Raw genomic sequence first — 14836 nt, 5'->3', positions numbered from 1 at the left:
CGCGTAGGCAGACTGGTGCGTGTGCCTTCTAAAATGGTTTTAAGTTCTGTAGCGCTTCAAGGAAAATTGATTCAAACTCAACTTGTTTGGAACTGCCTTGTTCTGATTGCATTAATTCCAAATAGATGCTTCGCAAAAGATTGCGTGTATTCTGAAAAGCCCGGTTGCGGTCTTCGTCGGTATAAGCGCCCGCCCAGTCTTGCGCGGTGAATGAGCCCGCCCATGCCTTGATATTTTCCACTGGGATCTGGTCCCGGCGTAAAATCTGATTAACCGCACTGGCGAGTCTTTCATCTTCGCCATGAATATAAATGTAATTTGTCGAGTGGATGATCTTCTCTGAAATTGCGTTCAGAATGTTCAGAAAATCTGGCTCTTTAAGGTGCCGGTTGCGCCCAAGCACCAGCATTAAGTCAGCGCTGTGGGCGAGAGCGTGCGCCCATCCTTTAATGGGAATATATCCACGCGGATCTTTTTCAGCGGTGATGTACCATAGGCCTTGCTCGAGAACGAAAGCAATATCCGATTTGTCGAGCAGGCTTTTTTTGTTATCGTTGTGGATGATCTCAGCCAGAAAGAGAATGGAGAAGGTGCGCAGAAAGATGGAGTCGCTTTCGATCTCGCCTATTCGAATGTGAAGGTTTGCCAGCAATTCCTTGATATATCCGCGTAGCTCCTCAACAGAATAACGATCCTGTTTAAGCCAGTTTGCGAAGACTGTGTATCCAATTTCATCGCGCAATTGCGGGTCTGTTGAGCCGAGGTACGAGAATAGTTCACGTGTCAATCCGGCGAGGGTATGACCTGCGGGAATTTCATATTGATTTTTTTGTATCTCTGTCCAAAATTCTTTGTCCATGCTGAATATTCCTTCTACGCGTTTGCTTCCTGATAAATATTAGAGATCACTTCTTCAAGCGGCGGGTCGGAAATAGTGATGTCCATAATATCGCCAGCCTCCGAAAGATGCGAGATGACGGCATCAACAGGGGTTTGCAGTGTATCAAATTTTAATTTCACACCATAATGCCCAACCTTTAACGTCTCCACGCCGGCAATCGAGAAATCCTTCGGAACTTCCAGCGCGTAACGAACTTGAACCAATTTTGTGGTCAGGAAGTTACGCTTCAAGTTTGAGACCTTGTCTTCGTACACGATCTGTCCGTGGTTGATGATGATGACGCGTTTGCACAAGGCTTCCAGGTCACCCGCGTCGTGGGAGGTGAGCAGCACACCAACACCCTCCTCTTGATTCATGCGCTTGATCGCGTCACGGATATGCTGTTTTGCAACTACATCCAAACCGATGGATGGTTCATCGAGCAGGAGCAGTTTCGGGCGGTGCAGCAGCGAGGCGGCCACTTCACAGCGCATGCGCTGTCCAAGCGAAAGTTTCCGCACCGGCACATCCAGCAGGTCCCTGATCTCAAACGCATCTGATAGGTAATCAATGCGCTTCCTGGTCTCGCGGTCGTCCAGCTCGTAGATTTTCCCGAACAGCAAAAAGGTGTCCATGGCGGGCAGGTGATACCAAAGCTGGGGGCGCTGCCCAAAGACCGTGCCGATCTGATAAGCAAGTTTTTGTCTTTCGCTCCACGGAGTAAATCCCAGCACTTTCGCGTCGCCGCCGCTTGGATGCAGAATGCCCGTCAGTATTTTTATGGTGGTGGATTTTCCTGCGCCGTTCGGACCGATGAATCCGAGCAGTTCTCCCGCATCCATCCTGAACGATAGGCTGTGAACTGCTTCGATGGAACTATACTCAGGCTTGATCAGCGCACGCAACGACCCGCTCAACCCCGCGGCTTTGCGTTTGGTCTGGAATGTTTTTTGCAGGTTTACTACTTCAATTGATGTCATGTTGTTGTAAAATGGGTGCAGAGTTTTCGCAATATTATAGCGTGAAAGAGGTAGCGTATGCGCAGGTCCCAATTGATGATGGTGTTGATGATTTTTTTACAAGCCTGTTCGGGCGTTTCATTATCCCGAACAACGGATGTGCCCTTGCCTGTGGAAACTTCAACTGCGGTATTTACAGCGAGCATTACGCCGAGCGCTTCGCTCACACCATCCATCACACCTTCGCCAACGATCGTGCATTTCCCAACCCAGGATCCAAATTTTCCGACAGCCACATTTGTGCCGATCCCGATCATTGCGGGCATCAATACGATCACACCGGTCCCAACCGCCACATCATCCCTTCCAGGTCCAGGGTTTTTGTCTGTGGATATCTCGGAGAGTAAGATCTTTTGGGGAAGCTGTAAACCAAATAGATCCAAGGTCACTGCAAAAGTTTTGGACCCGGATGAAGTTGTAAGCGTTGTCATCTTCGTTCAAGTGAAATCTGCAAAGGAAGAGGATTACACTCCGTGGACGACGGGTGACGTCATGTTCAATTATCGTGATGGAACATTCTCCTACAATTTGCGCGCGAACGAGATCGAGGGGCATAATCACTATAAAAATTCATGGGTCAGGGTGCAGTTGGTGGCCACGAATAATAAAGGAGAAGAGGTTGGCCGCACAAAAATTTATACCGAGGCTGCCGCCATGTCGCCTTGTATGTGTCTTGAGCCTTTAAAGGGCTGCCCGATCGTAACGCCAAAACCATGAAAAAAATATACTTTCTTCTCACCTGCGCAGTCTTGTCCATGTCCTGCTCTCTGGGTGCGTTGTCGTTTGGTACGGCTGGAACTCCCACGCCGCAGCTCCCCTCAACGAACACATATACGCCAAGGCCGACTGTCACGCCTGTTACACCAACGGTTACTTTTACCCTCACTCCGACGCAGGTCGGGCTAAAATCTCCCACACCCACGCAGATCATCACTGATACGCCTGTGGTTAGTGTGACCCCGCTTGCGTTGATCACTCCCAACACGGGCACACCCACCTTGCAAATGGAAGGCTTCTTGACGGTTACGGTTTTTGGAACGGAGTTTTATAAATCGGGTCAATGCCAGCCTGGGACGATAAAAATTACCGCGCAGGTCTCCGATCCTGTTAATTCAGACATTGTTGATCTGTTCGTGCGCTTCAAAAGTAAACGTGAAGGTACGCTGGGTGAATGGACTCGGATCACCATGCAAACCATCGGGGCCGGCACATTTACCCATGATCTCACCCCTCAGGAGATCAAAGGTTTCGAAATATTCCGGAACACCTGGGTTCAATATCAATTGATTGCCAGCACTTCCAGCGCGCGTGAAATTGGACGGACCGCAATCTTTAAAGAATCTCTGGCAATGGTCGAATGTATCCTGACACCAACTCCATCACTGACGATAACCCCCACTGTGTTGAAACCCTGATGGAATTTCCGTCTGACTTGATCTTATTCTTGAGGAGGGTTGAGCGTGTCTCTGCCTTGACAGGCGCTGGCGTCTCACAAGAGAGCGGACTCCGCACTTTTAGAGACACTCAATCCGGGCTATGGGCGCAGTACCGTCCCGAGGACCTGGCTACCCCTGACGCATTTGAACGCGACCCCAAACTGGTTTGGGATTGGTACGCCTTCCGCCGTGAGGCTGTCAAAGCAGTACGACCCAATCTGGGCCATTACTCACTAACCGAGATGGAAAAAAAATTCCCGGAATTTACGCTCATCACTCAAAATGTGGACGGCCTGCATCAACTGGCTGGAACCAAAAATGTCCTGGAATTGCACGGAAATATCCTGCGCGTACGATGCGCGGTCTGCGGCCGGTTTACAGAAACATGGGGGAGCGACCTGGATTCTGTCCCGCGTTGTGATGAATGTGACGGATTGCTGCGCCCCGACGTTGTCTGGTTTGGTGAATCCCTTCCACGGCTTGAGTTGGAATCCGCAGTGACGGCATCGCGCAGGGCGCAGGTCTTTTTTTCGATCGGGACTTCGGGAGTGGTGCATCCTGCCGCCGCGCTGGCACTCGCCGCACGCGAGAATGGATCTGTGGTCATTGAGATCAACGCCGAGCCGACTCCGCTGACCCCCAGGGCTGATTTCGTCTTTCATGGAAAATCTGGCGAAATATTACCCGCGTTGGTGAAAGCGGTTTGGGATATTTCCATTCAAGTCTGAAAATGTTCCCAGAGTTTTATATTCCATCCCTGCGTATTTAGCGCGAACATCCTGTGGACAGCAGTCATGGAACTTCAAATAATTCAACAAGCTTGCCGGTTTGTTTCACAGTGGCGTTCATTGATTCAAGTTGTAATTGAGCCTGAAAGATTTTTCTATCCAGGATTCAAAATCCCGCTGGCTGGATTCTGAAATATCGGCTGCAAGAGGGTGTTCGATCATTTTGTTTCTGATCTTTTCAATTACACCGCTTACATCCCGTATTTCCTGTGTATTGCCCTTTTCCAAAATTAATTCATGGACATGGTGATATTTCCAGGCGGGGTGAAAGCCCATGTGAACATACAATGCCTGAATAAAACCGTTTCCCGCCAGTATTCCCCCTGAAAAATTAATTTCAAGACCTAGGTTTTCGTAAATATTATTGAATAATGGATAATCCCCTCCGGGAGCATTCGGAATAACCCCGTTAATGGCCGGGCTTGTCTGTGGAACAAACGCCTGCCGTATTCCATTGTTTTCATAAATTCCAAAGGATACCTGTAGGTTATCCAGGAGCAATTTATTGGATTGGATTTTGTATTGACAGACATAACCCCGCCAGCAGGAAGATACGGTTGCGACTGGATTGATTCCCCAGGCTTGAGGAATGAACAGGTCGTTGCCGTTAACGCCAACAACGGAAAAATTTTCTTCATTTATCCAGATGCTGTCAGAGATTTGCGCGGTCATTAGCCGTACTTTACCACCCTGAACTTTTCTTCATACCGCGGATTCTCTTCTGTGCTGTCTTCTGTTCGACGGGACTTAAATCTCTCAACGAGTTTCTCAGCATCTTGAACCTGCGTCTTGTGCTCAAGAACTGCTTTGAGTTTGATGTCCCACGTTTCAGTCACATCGATTGCAGTGTTGGGTTGATTGGTAAGGGAGCACCATACTTCTTTTGGCATATGCGGTTCAAAACCTTCGATAAGCAATTCCGGGAAGTATGCGATATTGCCGGCGGCTGGGAACACTGCGTCCAGCACTGCCTGTCCGCAATAGCGGTGATCGGGATGGTTGATCCCGTATGTTGCGAATAAAGTTTGCGGGTCGCAGGTGACGAGGATGTCGGGCTGGTGCCTGCGGATCTCGCGCACAATGTCACGGCGCAGCTTTAAGTCTGCGACGACGTACCCATCCTCACGGTCCAGAAAATGAACCGCTTTTGCTCCGATGATGCTGGCCGCGTTGTTTTGTTCATCGGGTCTGAGAGCGCATAAATTTTCTGGAGTCATTTCAGGGTGAGTGGCGGGATTAAATCCTTTGTCGCCGCAAGTCAGCAGCAGATAGGTGATCTCATGCCCTGCGCGTGCCCAACGCGCTAGCGTGGCTCCGCAAAAAAATTCCGGGTCATCGGGGTGAGCCAGAATCACCAGAATTTTTTGTGGGGATTCCCAGGTATCAGTTATTTCGGTCATTGTTTTTCTTGAGCGGGCTGGCTTTTCCGCAGGTGCATCCGCCGCCTTCGTGACGGTCACAGGGAGCCTGGGATTTGCGCCGCAGGGCTTCGAGTTCGTCCCACGGTTCGATCTCTTCGCGTGAGAAGGTCATGTGTTGAGGGCGGTCCGTTCCGCTTTCGATCAGCACAACAACCTTGTCGCTCATCGGGATCAGGTCAATGACCTTGCCCTCGCCTTTGGGTGTGACCACGCGCTTGTTGCGTTTGGGCAGGGTCTTGCGCGCTTCCACGTATTGCTCGTATTCATAGATAAGACAGCAGCGCAGGCGGCCGCACATGCCGGTGATCTCATTTGGCGTGAGCGAGATGCCCTGCTCCTTGGCCATCTTGATCGAAATGGGAGAGAAGTCGGTTAGGAATTTTGAGCAGCAGCGGGTTTCAATTCCGCACGCGCCCATGCCACCCAGGAATTTGGCGACATCCCGCGGACCGATCTGGCGCATTTCAACATGCGTGTTCGGATAGAGGTTGCTCATATCTTTTTTGAGGGACTTGAGCTCGGCCTTCTCTTCGCTTTCCGTGCTGAAGAGGAAAGCGAGGCGCGACCCGTCATAGTTATATTCGGCTGTCACGATCTTTACGTCCCGCAGACGAAGTTCGGACGCGCGCGCGCGGCAGTTGATCATGGCTTCGGTTTGTTTGGCTTGCCAGGATTGCTGGAGCAGTAAGTCGCGCGGATTGGCGCGCCGCTCCACAGATTTCCATCCGCCTTCAGGTTGAGGGGGAGTCTCAGCCAGAACTTGGACAACTTCACCGAGATGTTTGCCGCGTGATGTGTCTACAATGACATGCTCGCCCGGCTTTAAGTCGGGGAGATCGGTCGAGTCGAAGTGGTAAATTTTACCGATTTTTGTAAATCGAACACCAATAATGTTAGTTTGCATGGGCGCAATTATACCGTAGGGAAAGGGATTGGAGACTTATACTCTGACGAAACGGACCCATTTGTCCTGGAAGTTGACGGTTTCGACGCGCCAGCCGGTTTCCAGCCAGGGCTGGGTCTCTGCCAGTCTATTCTCGTCTTGATTTGCCCACCATGCGTAATTTTGATATGCCAATGACGGTAATTTGCTGTTCAATATATTTTCAGCGTCATCAAAATTAATTGTGATCTCTAATTGCTGGGCGGCTAATCCGCGCAGGTAGTGTTCAAGGGGTGAGAATATGCCGGGCATGATTTATCTCCTCGGAGTATGGAGTGAGTTGGCTGGTTTATAGAATCATCAAACCAGACCTGACAGGAACACCTGCTCCCATCAGGTCTGGTTTTTTTACCAGTTACTTCATTCAACAATATTGATCGGCAGGGCGTTGCTGGCGGTCATGGCTGCTACGCTGACTCTGGCCGCGATTTTTTGCGAGATCTCTTGCAGTGATTTGGCGACCGCCGACTCGGGGAATGAGGCAACGATCGGTTTACCGGTGTCTCCACCAATGCGGACGTTTTGGTCTATCGGTATTTTGCCGAGGAAAGTCGTGTTGGTTTCTCTTGCGAGCATTTCACCGCCGCCTGAGCCGAAGAGATCCATACGCGTGCCATCGGGCAGGTCAAGATAGGACATGTTCTCAACGACGCCAAGGATCGGCACTTCCAGTTGCTTGAACATATTCAAGCCGCGGCTGGCATCTTCCAGTGAGACCAGTTGCGGTAATGTCACAATGACTGCGCCGCTCAATGGCAAAGCCTGCGCGAGTGACAAGGCCGCATCACCTGTGCCGGGCGGAAGGTCAATGATGAGGTAATCCAGTTCGCCCCATTCTACATCGCCAAGGAATTGACGGATGGCAGAGTTGAGCATCGGTCCGCGCCAGATGAGGGGCTGACCAGGTTTGACGAGCAGTCCCATGGAGATCATTTTGATCCCATAGGCTTCTGCAGGGATAAGTCTTTGTCCGTCAGGGTTGGGGAGTTTGTCCACGCCGAGCATGGTGGGGGTATTGGGACCGTAAATATCCGCATCCATCAAGCCGACGCGCGCTCCGCTTTGAGCCAGCGCAACTGCGATGTTGACTGAAACAGTGGACTTGCCAACGCCTCCTTTTCCAGAGCCGATCGCAATTGCGTTGCGGATGGGCATGTTGACCAGTCCGCGCATACGGCCATCATTCGGTACGTCTGAATCCATTTTGACTTCGATGGTTTTTACACCGTCAACGGTCATTACGGCTTCTCTAACTTCCTTGTCAATGCGTCCGCGCAGGGGGCAGGCAGGGGTGGTGAGCATAACTGTAAATGAGACTTTGTCGCCCTCGATCTCCAAATTGCGGATCATGTTCAGGGTGACGAGGTCCTGATGCAGCTCAGGTTCCTGCACTTTACTCAACGCGGCTAATACGGCTTCTTTTGTGATTGTCATTTAGGTTACCTATTAAAAATATGATGTCGTTGCGAGGAGGGTGTTCTTCAAACCTAAGTGGACAGGTAAACATGGTTTCCTGTGCACTGGCGCGCGGTGTCGGGCTAATAAAAGGCGCCCTCGACGACTAAATATGCGGCTGCGGCATTTGCTTCAGCCTTGGCGGCTTTGGCGGCTTCCTTGGCTTTGCGAGCGTCTTCTTCGCGGGTGTAGTTCTCGGGGCGGATGCCTGCGTAGTACGATGCGGGTTTCATCAATTTTTCCAGGTTGTATACATTGCGTTGGTAGGATGCAATGTCAAACTCATGATCCATCTTGATCGCGTCGAACGGACAATATTCCGCGCAGAAACCGCAGTTCATGCAGATGTCCATATCAACGAAGAAATCCGTCGGAACGGGAACAGGCCGGCCCGTGGAGGGATCGTTCGTGCGCACGATCCAGATGCATTGCGGCGGGCAAACCTTCGCGCAAATTCCGCATGAGGTACAGCGCACTTCCTTCTTGCCATCCGTGCCTTCATCGTAAACCAGAAACGGCACATAACGAAACTCTTCCGGCACGATCAATTGCTCTTCAGGATACTGCACCGTGAAGATGCCTTTTGTATCTTTGCTGGAGCGGTGTGCCACACCTTCGACTGTGTTGTAGCGCTTCTTACCGCGCAGCATCCACGAGATGTCTTCGGTATATGTATCCCAGAATCGCTTCCAGGTGACGCTTAATCCTTTAAGAATACCTTTTCCATACATGTTTAAGTTCTCCTGTTAGCGATCCAACTCGCCCATGACGATATCGAGCATGGCAAGCAAGGCAACGAAGTCAGCGATCTTTGTGCCGCGGCACATGCTTTCGACGCATTGAAGATTGACGAAAGATGCCGGACGCACATGATAACGGTATGGATTTGGCTTGCCGTTCGAAACCATGTAGAATCCCAATTCGCCTTTCGGTGACTCGATGCGGCCATACGCTTCACCTGCCGGGACCGAACCTGGTACGCGGCTTTCTGCGAGTTGATCGGCCCTTGGGGGATCTGCTTGATCGCCTGCTCCAGAATTCTGAGCGATTGTCTGATCTCGTCAAAGCGGATCAGATAGTTATCCATCATGTCGCCATTGTGACGCACGGCCACATCGAAGTCGAAGCGGTCATAGATTGAATATGGGTCGGCGCGGCGCAGGTCATATGGAACACCAGTGGCGCGTAACACAGGACCTGTGACGGAGTATTTGATGGCGTCTTCTGCGTTCAAGACATGGATGCCCTTCAAGCGCGCCACCAAAATTTCATTCTCGTTGAGGAAGCGTTCCATTTCATCGGTCTTGGCGGGCAGGCGGTCAAAGACCAGGTCTTTGATCTTCTGCATCGCAAAATCAGGAATATCACGCACCACGCCGCCAAAGCGGAAGTAGTTGCACATCATGCGCGCGCCAGAGACGGCTTCAAAAATATCGAGCACCAATTCGCGTTCTTCAAAGGCGTACAGCGAAGGCGTATACATGGTGCCGAGATCGTTCATTAACATGCCGATGAAGATCAAGTGGTTCTGGATGCGGCTCAGTTCCGCCATGATCACGCGGATATATTCCGCGCGCTCGGCCACGGGGATCTTCATCAATTTTTCAACTGTGGTGCAGTAACCGAAGTTGTTGCTCATCGAGTTGAAATAATCGAGACGGTCCGTGTAGGGGATGTTCTGTAGGTATGTGTTGCGCTCACCGATCTTGTCGTGATTGCGGTGCAGGTAGCCCATGACCGGTTTGAGGCCGATAATGGTCTCGCCGTCCAACTGGACTGCCACGCGCAGCACGCCATGCGTGGACGGGTGATGCGGTCCCATGTTGACCACGATGTGCTCGGTCTTCATGTTGCCGTCAATATCTTTCATGGTGTCGCGTTCAAGCGACATATAAAGATCTTCTTCCCTGACCTCATATTTTTTCAGGGTCAAAATCTTTGGGGAAATTGAGATTGTCGCGGAATGGGTTTTTATTTTCTGCGAAAGTATGCTGCCCGTCAGGCCAGCGGCTCTTGAACGGTTTGACTTCCTCTTCAAAGAAGGGTTCTTTCCAATCCTTGCGGAGCGGGTGGCCTTCAAAGCCTTCCCACATCAAAATGCGGCGCAGGTCGGGGTGACCCGTGAATTTGATTCCGTATAGATCCCAGGCTTCACGTTCTTGAAAATCAACGCCGGGCCAGATCTCGATCAGTGAAGGGACTCGATCGGGTCGACGCGTTCCACCTGCACTTTGAAAATCAATCCAGCGCCGCCTGTTGTTTTGAAGGCGTGATAGACCATTTCCATTTTGTTTTCGGCGAGATAGTCCACTGCGGTGGCGGCGGTCAATAAATCAAAACCAAATTCGTCGCGGACGGCGGTTGCCACTTCGACGAGATTCTCTTTGTTGACGATGAAGCCTGTGTAGCCGGGGCGTGTATCAGCGCTGACAATGCCCGGGAAGCGGGTGACCAGATCAACGGTCGTAGTGAGAGGCGCTGCCATTATGCACTCTCCTTTTGTGCGGAAACTTGTTTAATTTCCGCGTTGCGGCGCACATCGATCAAGTCAGGTCCGAGGATCGGCATGGGTACATAATTGCCATCCTTCTTTTCCTTGTTGTACCAGGTGACGCTCTTGATGGATTGCTTGTCGATCTTTTCCTGCAGTTTGATCATGCCTGCGATCAGCGCCTGCGGAGTGGGAGGACAGCCGGGGATGTACACATCAACGGGCAGGAATTTATCAATACCAGCGACCACGTTATAGCCCTCTTTGAATGGGCCGCCGCTTGATGCGCATGCGCCCATTGCCACAACATATTTTGGTTCGGGCATCTGGTTGTACAAGCGGATAATTGAAGGAAGCATTTTCTTCGTCACCGTGCCGGACACCAGCATCATGTCGGCCTGACGCGGGGTGGGGCGCATGACTTCCATGCCGAAGCGTGCCATATCGTAGCGCGCGGTTTGCGCTGCGATCATTTCGATGGCGCAGCACGCCAGACCGAACATCAACGGCCAGACGGATGAACGCCGTCCCCAGTTGTACAGGCGGTCCAGCGTTGTGATGGCTACAACATTTTGAATATCTTCAGGGATGCTGTAGTTCGGTAAACTTAACTTTCATTTTCCATGAATGTTCTCCTCGAACCAGTCTTGGTAGATTGCGTAAAGGATGTCGTCGTTCACGAGCGACAGGTCATCCTCAAATTCACTAAGTTGTATTGTCCATTGATAAATTTGCTGTAACGATACTTCTTCAATATTGATTTTTGGATGCTGACGGCGTAACTCTAAAGCGATCGCGTAGGTTGATTCCCAGTTTAAACTCATTTGGTATTTTTCATCACAAATGCGAATTATAGCAGGAGAAGAGGATAAGTCAACGGAATTATGCAAAAATATGTTTTCAAAAATAAAGAAGTGAGTATAATCATGGCCACTGAATGACAAAAATGCATCTTTTTTGACTGTTATCTGATTCTGTTTCGAAATAAATTTTCCGCTTCCGCAAGGTGCGCGCACTTGGCGGACATTTGTGGACTTCCGCAATCCGTCAGTCGGCGCACACAAAGGAACACTCATGCTCACAGCCCGTCAAAAAGTTCTCGCTCACCTGAAAAAGACCCGCGCCGCATCTGCGCGTGAGATCGCGCGCGCGCTGAAAATGTCCGCGCCGAATGTGCGCCATCACCTTGGCATATTGACTTTTGATGGCCGCCTTGAAGTGACTTCTGTTCATCAGCGCGGCGGACGCGGCAGGCCTGAAAAAATGTATTCGCTGTCGCAATCTGCGCTGGGAGATAACTTGTCCGTTCTGGCGGATGCATTGTTAGGTGCCAAGGTCAATATGGAATCAATAGGGGAAGGCATTGCTCGATCACAGGGTTTGGTTGGATTTTCAAATCAACCTATGTCAAAGCGATTGTCCTTGCTTGTCGATAAATTAAATGAGATGCATTATCAGTCGCGTTGGGAGGCCGCCGCGGAAGGTCCACGGATAATTTTTGGGAGATGTCCATTTGCAAAGATCATTGAAACTCACCCCGAGCTGTGCAAAATGGATTCGGCTATGTTGGAAATATCACTGGGAAGACCGATTGCGCAATTTACCAAAAGCGAATCAAGTGCGCGCGGATTGTGTCCGTTTGTATTTCGGGTTGGGTGAGGCTGTAGGACCTGCGGAAGTCAGTTGAAAATCCCGCAGGTCCGCCTTAGGTTTAGGCGTGTTGAATTCCTTTTGCACCACCTCAATATTTGCGGCGTTGAGAAAATTCATCGCGTTTTCGTCTGTACGGTAGGCTGTGCTATAAACGATGCGCGCGATGCCGGCATTGATCAGCACCTTGGTGCAGTTGATGCACGGCAAATGCGTCACATAGCAGGTGGAGCCTTTGGTGGAGACTCCATGCAGCGCGGCCTGGATGATGGCATTTGTTTCCGCGTGGATCGTACGGACGCAGTGTCCATCCACCATGAGATGCCCGATCTCGTCGCAGTGATCCTGTCCGGCGGGCGAGCCGTTGAATCCTGTTGTAAGGATACGTTTGTCAAGCACGATCACGCTGCCCACAAAGGCCCGGTCACAGGTGCTTCGCTCCGATACAGCGTATGCGATTTTCATGAAATAGGAATCCCAATCTGGGCGCATGCTTCCTCCGTATAATTATGTCGCTGCGAGGCGCACTTGTTCTTTGCAGAAGCAGCCTCCAAATAATAAAGGATTGCTTCGTCGGAAAGAGCAAATGCCCTCCTCGCAATGACATGATTTACTCCACCGTCACACTCTTTGCTAAATTTCTTGGCTGGTCAACATCCAGTCCGCGGATGGCGGCGATGTGATAGGCGAGTAACTGCAATGGGAGCACGGTCAGGATCGGGGAGAGCATCCATGGCGCTTCGGGAATCCACAGCACATGGTCAGCCATGCCTTTGACAAGTTCATCACCTTCTGTGGCGACCGCGATGACAATGCCGTCGCGCGCTTTCGCTTGTTGTATCTGTGAGATCATTTTCTCATGCCACGGGTCCTTGGGAGCGATGCACAGCACCGGCATCTCCTTGTCGATCAAGGCGATGGGACCGTGTTTCATTCTCCCGCAGGGGTAACCTTCCGCGTGAATATATGAGATCTCTTTGAGCTTTAGCGCGCCTTCGTAGGCGATGGGCATGTTGATCCCGCGCCCAAGATAAAGACAGTCTTTTATGTCCTTCAAAGCGTGGGCAACTTTTTCTACTTCCGGTTCTCTATCCAGAACACGCCCCGCGAGGTCGGGGACAAGCCGCAGGTCTGCGACCAATTCTTTGCGGGTCTTTTCATCGATCGTTCCGCGCATGTCTGCCAGCAGGATTGCGAGCATATATTGATCCACTAACGGCGCTGTAAATGCCTTCGTGGATGCCACACCAATTTCAGGTCCCGTTTGCATCGCGATATATCCATTCGCCACGCGAATCGCCTGTGATCCGATCGCGTTGACGATGCTCCAGATGATACCGCCTTTGCGCCGTCCTTCTTCCATGGCAGCCAGAGTATCCGCGGTTTCACCGGATTGTGAGATGGCCAGGATGACCGTGTTTTCGTCCACGATCGGGTCGCTGTAGCGGAACTCTGAACCGATCACCACTTCCACGGGGATGCGTGCGATCTTTTCGATCAGATACTTTCCGACCATGCCCGCGTATGCGGCGGTGCCGCAGGCGGTGATGTAGATGCGCTGAATGCGTTTCGCGAGTTCGGGTGTGAGATTTAGCTCGGGCAGGCGGATGCGGCCTTCCTTGAAGTCCACGCGGCCCGCGAGTGTGTCTGTCAGTGCGCGCACCTGTTCGTGGATTTCCTTTTGCATGAAGTGGCGGTATTCGCCTTTTTCAGCGGCGACCGCGTCCCATGCGATCGTGTGGATTTCTGGTTTGACTTCCACGCCCTCGAGTGTTTCGATGCATACGCTGTCGCGCGTGACGATCGCCATTTGGCGCGACTAAAAATATCACTTTGCGGGTGTGCTCCAAAATGGCGGGGATGTCTGAGGCGATAAAGTTCTCGCCTTCGCCCAGCCCGATCACCACGCCGCCCGCGTTGCCGATGCGCGCGGTCACGATCTTATCCGGGTCATCCACCGACATGAGCAGGACCACGTTCGCGCCTTCGATCTGTTTGAAGGTACGCCGTGCCGCTTCTACAAAATCACCTTTCGCATCCGCGGCTTGATGATGCTCAGCCAGGTGCACGATGGTTTCCGTGTCGGTTTCTGAAAGGAAATTGACGCCCCTCGGCGACCATTTTATCTTTGATCTCAAGGAAATTTTCCACGATGCCGTTATGCACTACGACGACTTTGCCCGTGCTGCCGACATGCGGATGCGCGTTACGCGCAGAAGGCGCGCCGTGTGTTGCCCAGCGCGTATGACCTATTCCAGGTGCGCCAGTTAATGGCGATTTTCCCACCAGGTCAATTAATTGCGACAACTTGCCCGCGTCTCTCCGCACATCGATCTGGTTTCCATTAATGACAGCCACTCCAGCCGAGTCGTAGCCGCGGTATTCAAGCCTTTTCAGGCCATTGAGGATGATCGACACCGCGTCACGCGGGCCGACATATCCGACGATTCCACACATAATAGGGAGTCCTCCGATTGTTAGATTTTTTCATTGCGAAGGCGCTCTTGCTTTTCGCCCGAAGCAACCTCCAGATTAATAATAATGAGGTTGCCGCGTCAGGGAGAGTATCCTCCTCGCAACGACATTGTTGTAATTTTTGCCGTCCCATTGCCTTTTGACCGCGCGGTCGCTCACGTGGGTTTTGTAGGCAAAATTTTTCTTTGGAGGGAAAGAATGACGGGTATGGCGTACCCGGGAAGGCTTCCGCTGATCTTTCGATTTTTCTTGAGACCTGACAGGTTTCCAAAACCTGT

The 14836-nt window shown here is 51.4% G+C and carries 16 protein-coding genes and 4 pseudogenes; 4 read left to right on the top strand and 16 right to left on the bottom strand.

The genetic code is table 11. The annotated features are described in order from the left end of the window. Positions 1–28: 28 nt before the first annotated feature. Positions 29–859, bottom strand: a complete 831-nt coding sequence (locus IPL17_RS04880) for a DUF2785 domain-containing protein (RefSeq protein WP_345305951.1) — start codon at positions 857–859, stop codon at positions 29–31. A 14-nt stretch (positions 860–873) separates the two neighbouring features. Then, complete coding sequence (locus IPL17_RS04875; protein WP_345305950.1) at positions 874–1860, bottom strand: ATP-binding cassette domain-containing protein; 987 nt, start codon at positions 1858–1860, stop codon at positions 874–876. Positions 1861–1917: 57 nt separating this feature from the next. On the opposite strand from IPL17_RS04875, the gene IPL17_RS04870 reads away from it, so the two are divergent. The 3 genes from IPL17_RS04870 to IPL17_RS04860 are packed head-to-tail and all read left to right on the top strand — an operon-like array spanning position 1918 to position 4063. Then, the gene (locus tag IPL17_RS04870; RefSeq protein WP_345305949.1) at positions 1918–2616 is read left to right on the top strand and encodes a hypothetical protein; all 699 of its coding nucleotides are present in this window, start codon (positions 1918–1920) and stop codon (positions 2614–2616) included. After that, on the top strand, positions 2613–3314 hold the full coding sequence (locus IPL17_RS04865; RefSeq protein WP_345305948.1) for a hypothetical protein: 702 nt from the start codon (positions 2613–2615) through the stop codon (positions 3312–3314). Before IPL17_RS04870 ends, IPL17_RS04865 begins: the two co-directional genes overlap by 4 nt. Beyond that, positions 3257–4063, top strand: coding sequence for an NAD-dependent deacylase (locus tag IPL17_RS04860; protein WP_345305947.1), 807 nt, complete (start codon positions 3257–3259; stop codon positions 4061–4063). Before IPL17_RS04865 ends, IPL17_RS04860 begins: the two co-directional genes overlap by 58 nt. Before the next feature lie 117 nt (positions 4064–4180). On the opposite strand, the gene IPL17_RS04855 is transcribed toward IPL17_RS04860, so the two are convergent. From IPL17_RS04855 to iscX, 12 genes and pseudogenes are all read right to left on the bottom strand, one after another. After that, positions 4181–4795, bottom strand: coding sequence for a hypothetical protein (locus IPL17_RS04855; protein WP_345305946.1), 615 nt, complete (start codon positions 4793–4795; stop codon positions 4181–4183). Next, complete coding sequence (locus tag IPL17_RS04850; protein WP_345305945.1) at positions 4795–5523, bottom strand: PIG-L deacetylase family protein; 729 nt, start codon at positions 5521–5523, stop codon at positions 4795–4797. The genes IPL17_RS04855 and IPL17_RS04850 overlap by 1 nt, the downstream gene beginning before the upstream one ends. Continuing rightward, positions 5507–6448, bottom strand: a complete 942-nt coding sequence (ricT, locus tag IPL17_RS04845) for a regulatory iron-sulfur-containing complex subunit RicT (protein WP_345305944.1) — start codon at positions 6446–6448, stop codon at positions 5507–5509. The genes IPL17_RS04850 and ricT overlap by 17 nt, the downstream gene beginning before the upstream one ends. A gap of 36 nt (positions 6449–6484) precedes the next feature. Then, positions 6485–6739: a hypothetical protein gene (locus IPL17_RS04840; RefSeq protein WP_345305943.1), complete on the bottom strand. Its 255-nt coding sequence runs from the start codon at positions 6737–6739 to the stop codon at positions 6485–6487. 108 nt (positions 6740–6847) lie between these two features. Beyond that, positions 6848–7921, bottom strand: coding sequence for an Mrp/NBP35 family ATP-binding protein (locus tag IPL17_RS04835; protein WP_345305942.1), 1074 nt, complete (start codon positions 7919–7921; stop codon positions 6848–6850). A gap of 104 nt (positions 7922–8025) precedes the next feature. Further along, a complete protein-coding gene (locus IPL17_RS04830) occupies positions 8026–8673 on the bottom strand; it encodes a 4Fe-4S binding protein (RefSeq protein ID WP_345305941.1) in 648 nt (215 codons plus the stop codon). A gap of 15 nt (positions 8674–8688) precedes the next feature. Further along, positions 8689–9791: pseudogene (locus tag IPL17_RS04825) on the bottom strand (NADH-quinone oxidoreductase subunit D). 64 nt (positions 9792–9855) lie between these two features. After that, positions 9856–10035, bottom strand: a complete 180-nt coding sequence (locus IPL17_RS04820; RefSeq protein WP_345305940.1) for a hypothetical protein — start codon at positions 10033–10035, stop codon at positions 9856–9858. A gap of 15 nt (positions 10036–10050) precedes the next feature. Continuing rightward, positions 10051–10125, bottom strand: a pseudogene (locus IPL17_RS04815) (NADH-quinone oxidoreductase subunit C); the annotation flags it as partial. A 5-nt stretch (positions 10126–10130) separates the two neighbouring features. Further along, positions 10131–10427 (bottom strand): NADH-quinone oxidoreductase subunit C, encoded by a 297-nt coding sequence (locus tag IPL17_RS04810; RefSeq protein ID WP_345305939.1) that lies wholly within the window; start codon positions 10425–10427, stop codon positions 10131–10133. Next, a complete protein-coding gene (gene nuoB, locus IPL17_RS04805) occupies positions 10427–11023 on the bottom strand; it encodes an NADH-quinone oxidoreductase subunit NuoB (protein WP_345305978.1) in 597 nt (198 codons plus the stop codon). Before nuoB ends, IPL17_RS04810 begins: the two co-directional genes overlap by 1 nt. Positions 11024–11047: 24 nt before the next feature. Next, complete coding sequence (gene iscX / locus IPL17_RS04800; RefSeq protein WP_345305938.1) at positions 11048–11257, bottom strand: Fe-S cluster assembly protein IscX; 210 nt, start codon at positions 11255–11257, stop codon at positions 11048–11050. Positions 11258–11462: 205 nt separating this feature from the next. Between iscX and IPL17_RS04795 the strand changes: the two genes are divergently transcribed. Next, complete coding sequence (locus tag IPL17_RS04795; RefSeq protein ID WP_345305937.1) at positions 11463–12092, top strand: ArsR family transcriptional regulator; 630 nt, start codon at positions 11463–11465, stop codon at positions 12090–12092. A gap of 72 nt (positions 12093–12164) precedes the next feature. On the opposite strand, the pseudogene IPL17_RS04790 reads toward IPL17_RS04795, so the two are convergent. Then, a pseudogene (locus IPL17_RS04790) lies at positions 12165–12575 on the bottom strand (cytidine/deoxycytidylate deaminase family protein); the annotation flags it as partial. Positions 12576–12693: 118 nt separating this feature from the next. Next, positions 12694–14540: pseudogene (gene glmS / locus IPL17_RS04785) on the bottom strand (glutamine--fructose-6-phosphate transaminase (isomerizing)). Positions 14541–14836 lie beyond the last annotated feature (296 nt).

This window comes from Candidatus Villigracilis saccharophilus, from assembly GCF_016711665.1.
This window is presented reverse-complemented; position numbering and strand designations above follow the sequence as displayed.

Excerpts from the sequence above, each read along its gene's own strand:
- IPL17_RS04865 (WP_345305948.1), top strand. The coding sequence starts at position 2,613 with ATGAAAAAAATATACTTTCTTCTCACCTGCGCAGTCTTGTCCATGTCC.
- IPL17_RS04880 (WP_345305951.1), bottom strand. The coding sequence starts at position 859 with ATGGACAAAGAATTTTGGACAGAGATACAAAAAAATCAATATGAAATT.
- IPL17_RS04810 (WP_345305939.1), bottom strand. The coding sequence starts at position 10,427 with ATGGCAGCGCCTCTCACTACGACCGTTGATCTGGTCACCCGCTTCCCG.
- iscX (WP_345305938.1), bottom strand. The coding sequence starts at position 11,257 with ATGAGTTTAAACTGGGAATCAACCTACGCGATCGCTTTAGAGTTACGC.
- IPL17_RS04855 (WP_345305946.1), bottom strand. The coding sequence starts at position 4,795 with ATGACCGCGCAAATCTCTGACAGCATCTGGATAAATGAAGAAAATTTT.
- IPL17_RS04870 (WP_345305949.1), top strand. The coding sequence starts at position 1,918 with ATGCGCAGGTCCCAATTGATGATGGTGTTGATGATTTTTTTACAAGCC.
- IPL17_RS04820 (WP_345305940.1), bottom strand. The coding sequence starts at position 10,035 with ATGTGGGAAGGCTTTGAAGGCCACCCGCTCCGCAAGGATTGGAAAGAA.
- IPL17_RS04830 (WP_345305941.1), bottom strand. The coding sequence starts at position 8,673 with ATGTATGGAAAAGGTATTCTTAAAGGATTAAGCGTCACCTGGAAGCGA.
- ricT (WP_345305944.1), bottom strand. The coding sequence starts at position 6,448 with ATGCAAACTAACATTATTGGTGTTCGATTTACAAAAATCGGTAAAATT.
- IPL17_RS04875 (WP_345305950.1), bottom strand. The coding sequence starts at position 1,860 with ATGACATCAATTGAAGTAGTAAACCTGCAAAAAACATTCCAGACCAAA.
- IPL17_RS04840 (WP_345305943.1), bottom strand. The coding sequence starts at position 6,739 with ATGCCCGGCATATTCTCACCCCTTGAACACTACCTGCGCGGATTAGCC.
- IPL17_RS04860 (WP_345305947.1), top strand. The coding sequence starts at position 3,257 with ATGTATCCTGACACCAACTCCATCACTGACGATAACCCCCACTGTGTT.
- IPL17_RS04835 (WP_345305942.1), bottom strand. The coding sequence starts at position 7,921 with ATGACAATCACAAAAGAAGCCGTATTAGCCGCGTTGAGTAAAGTGCAG.
- IPL17_RS04850 (WP_345305945.1), bottom strand. The coding sequence starts at position 5,523 with ATGACCGAAATAACTGATACCTGGGAATCCCCACAAAAAATTCTGGTG.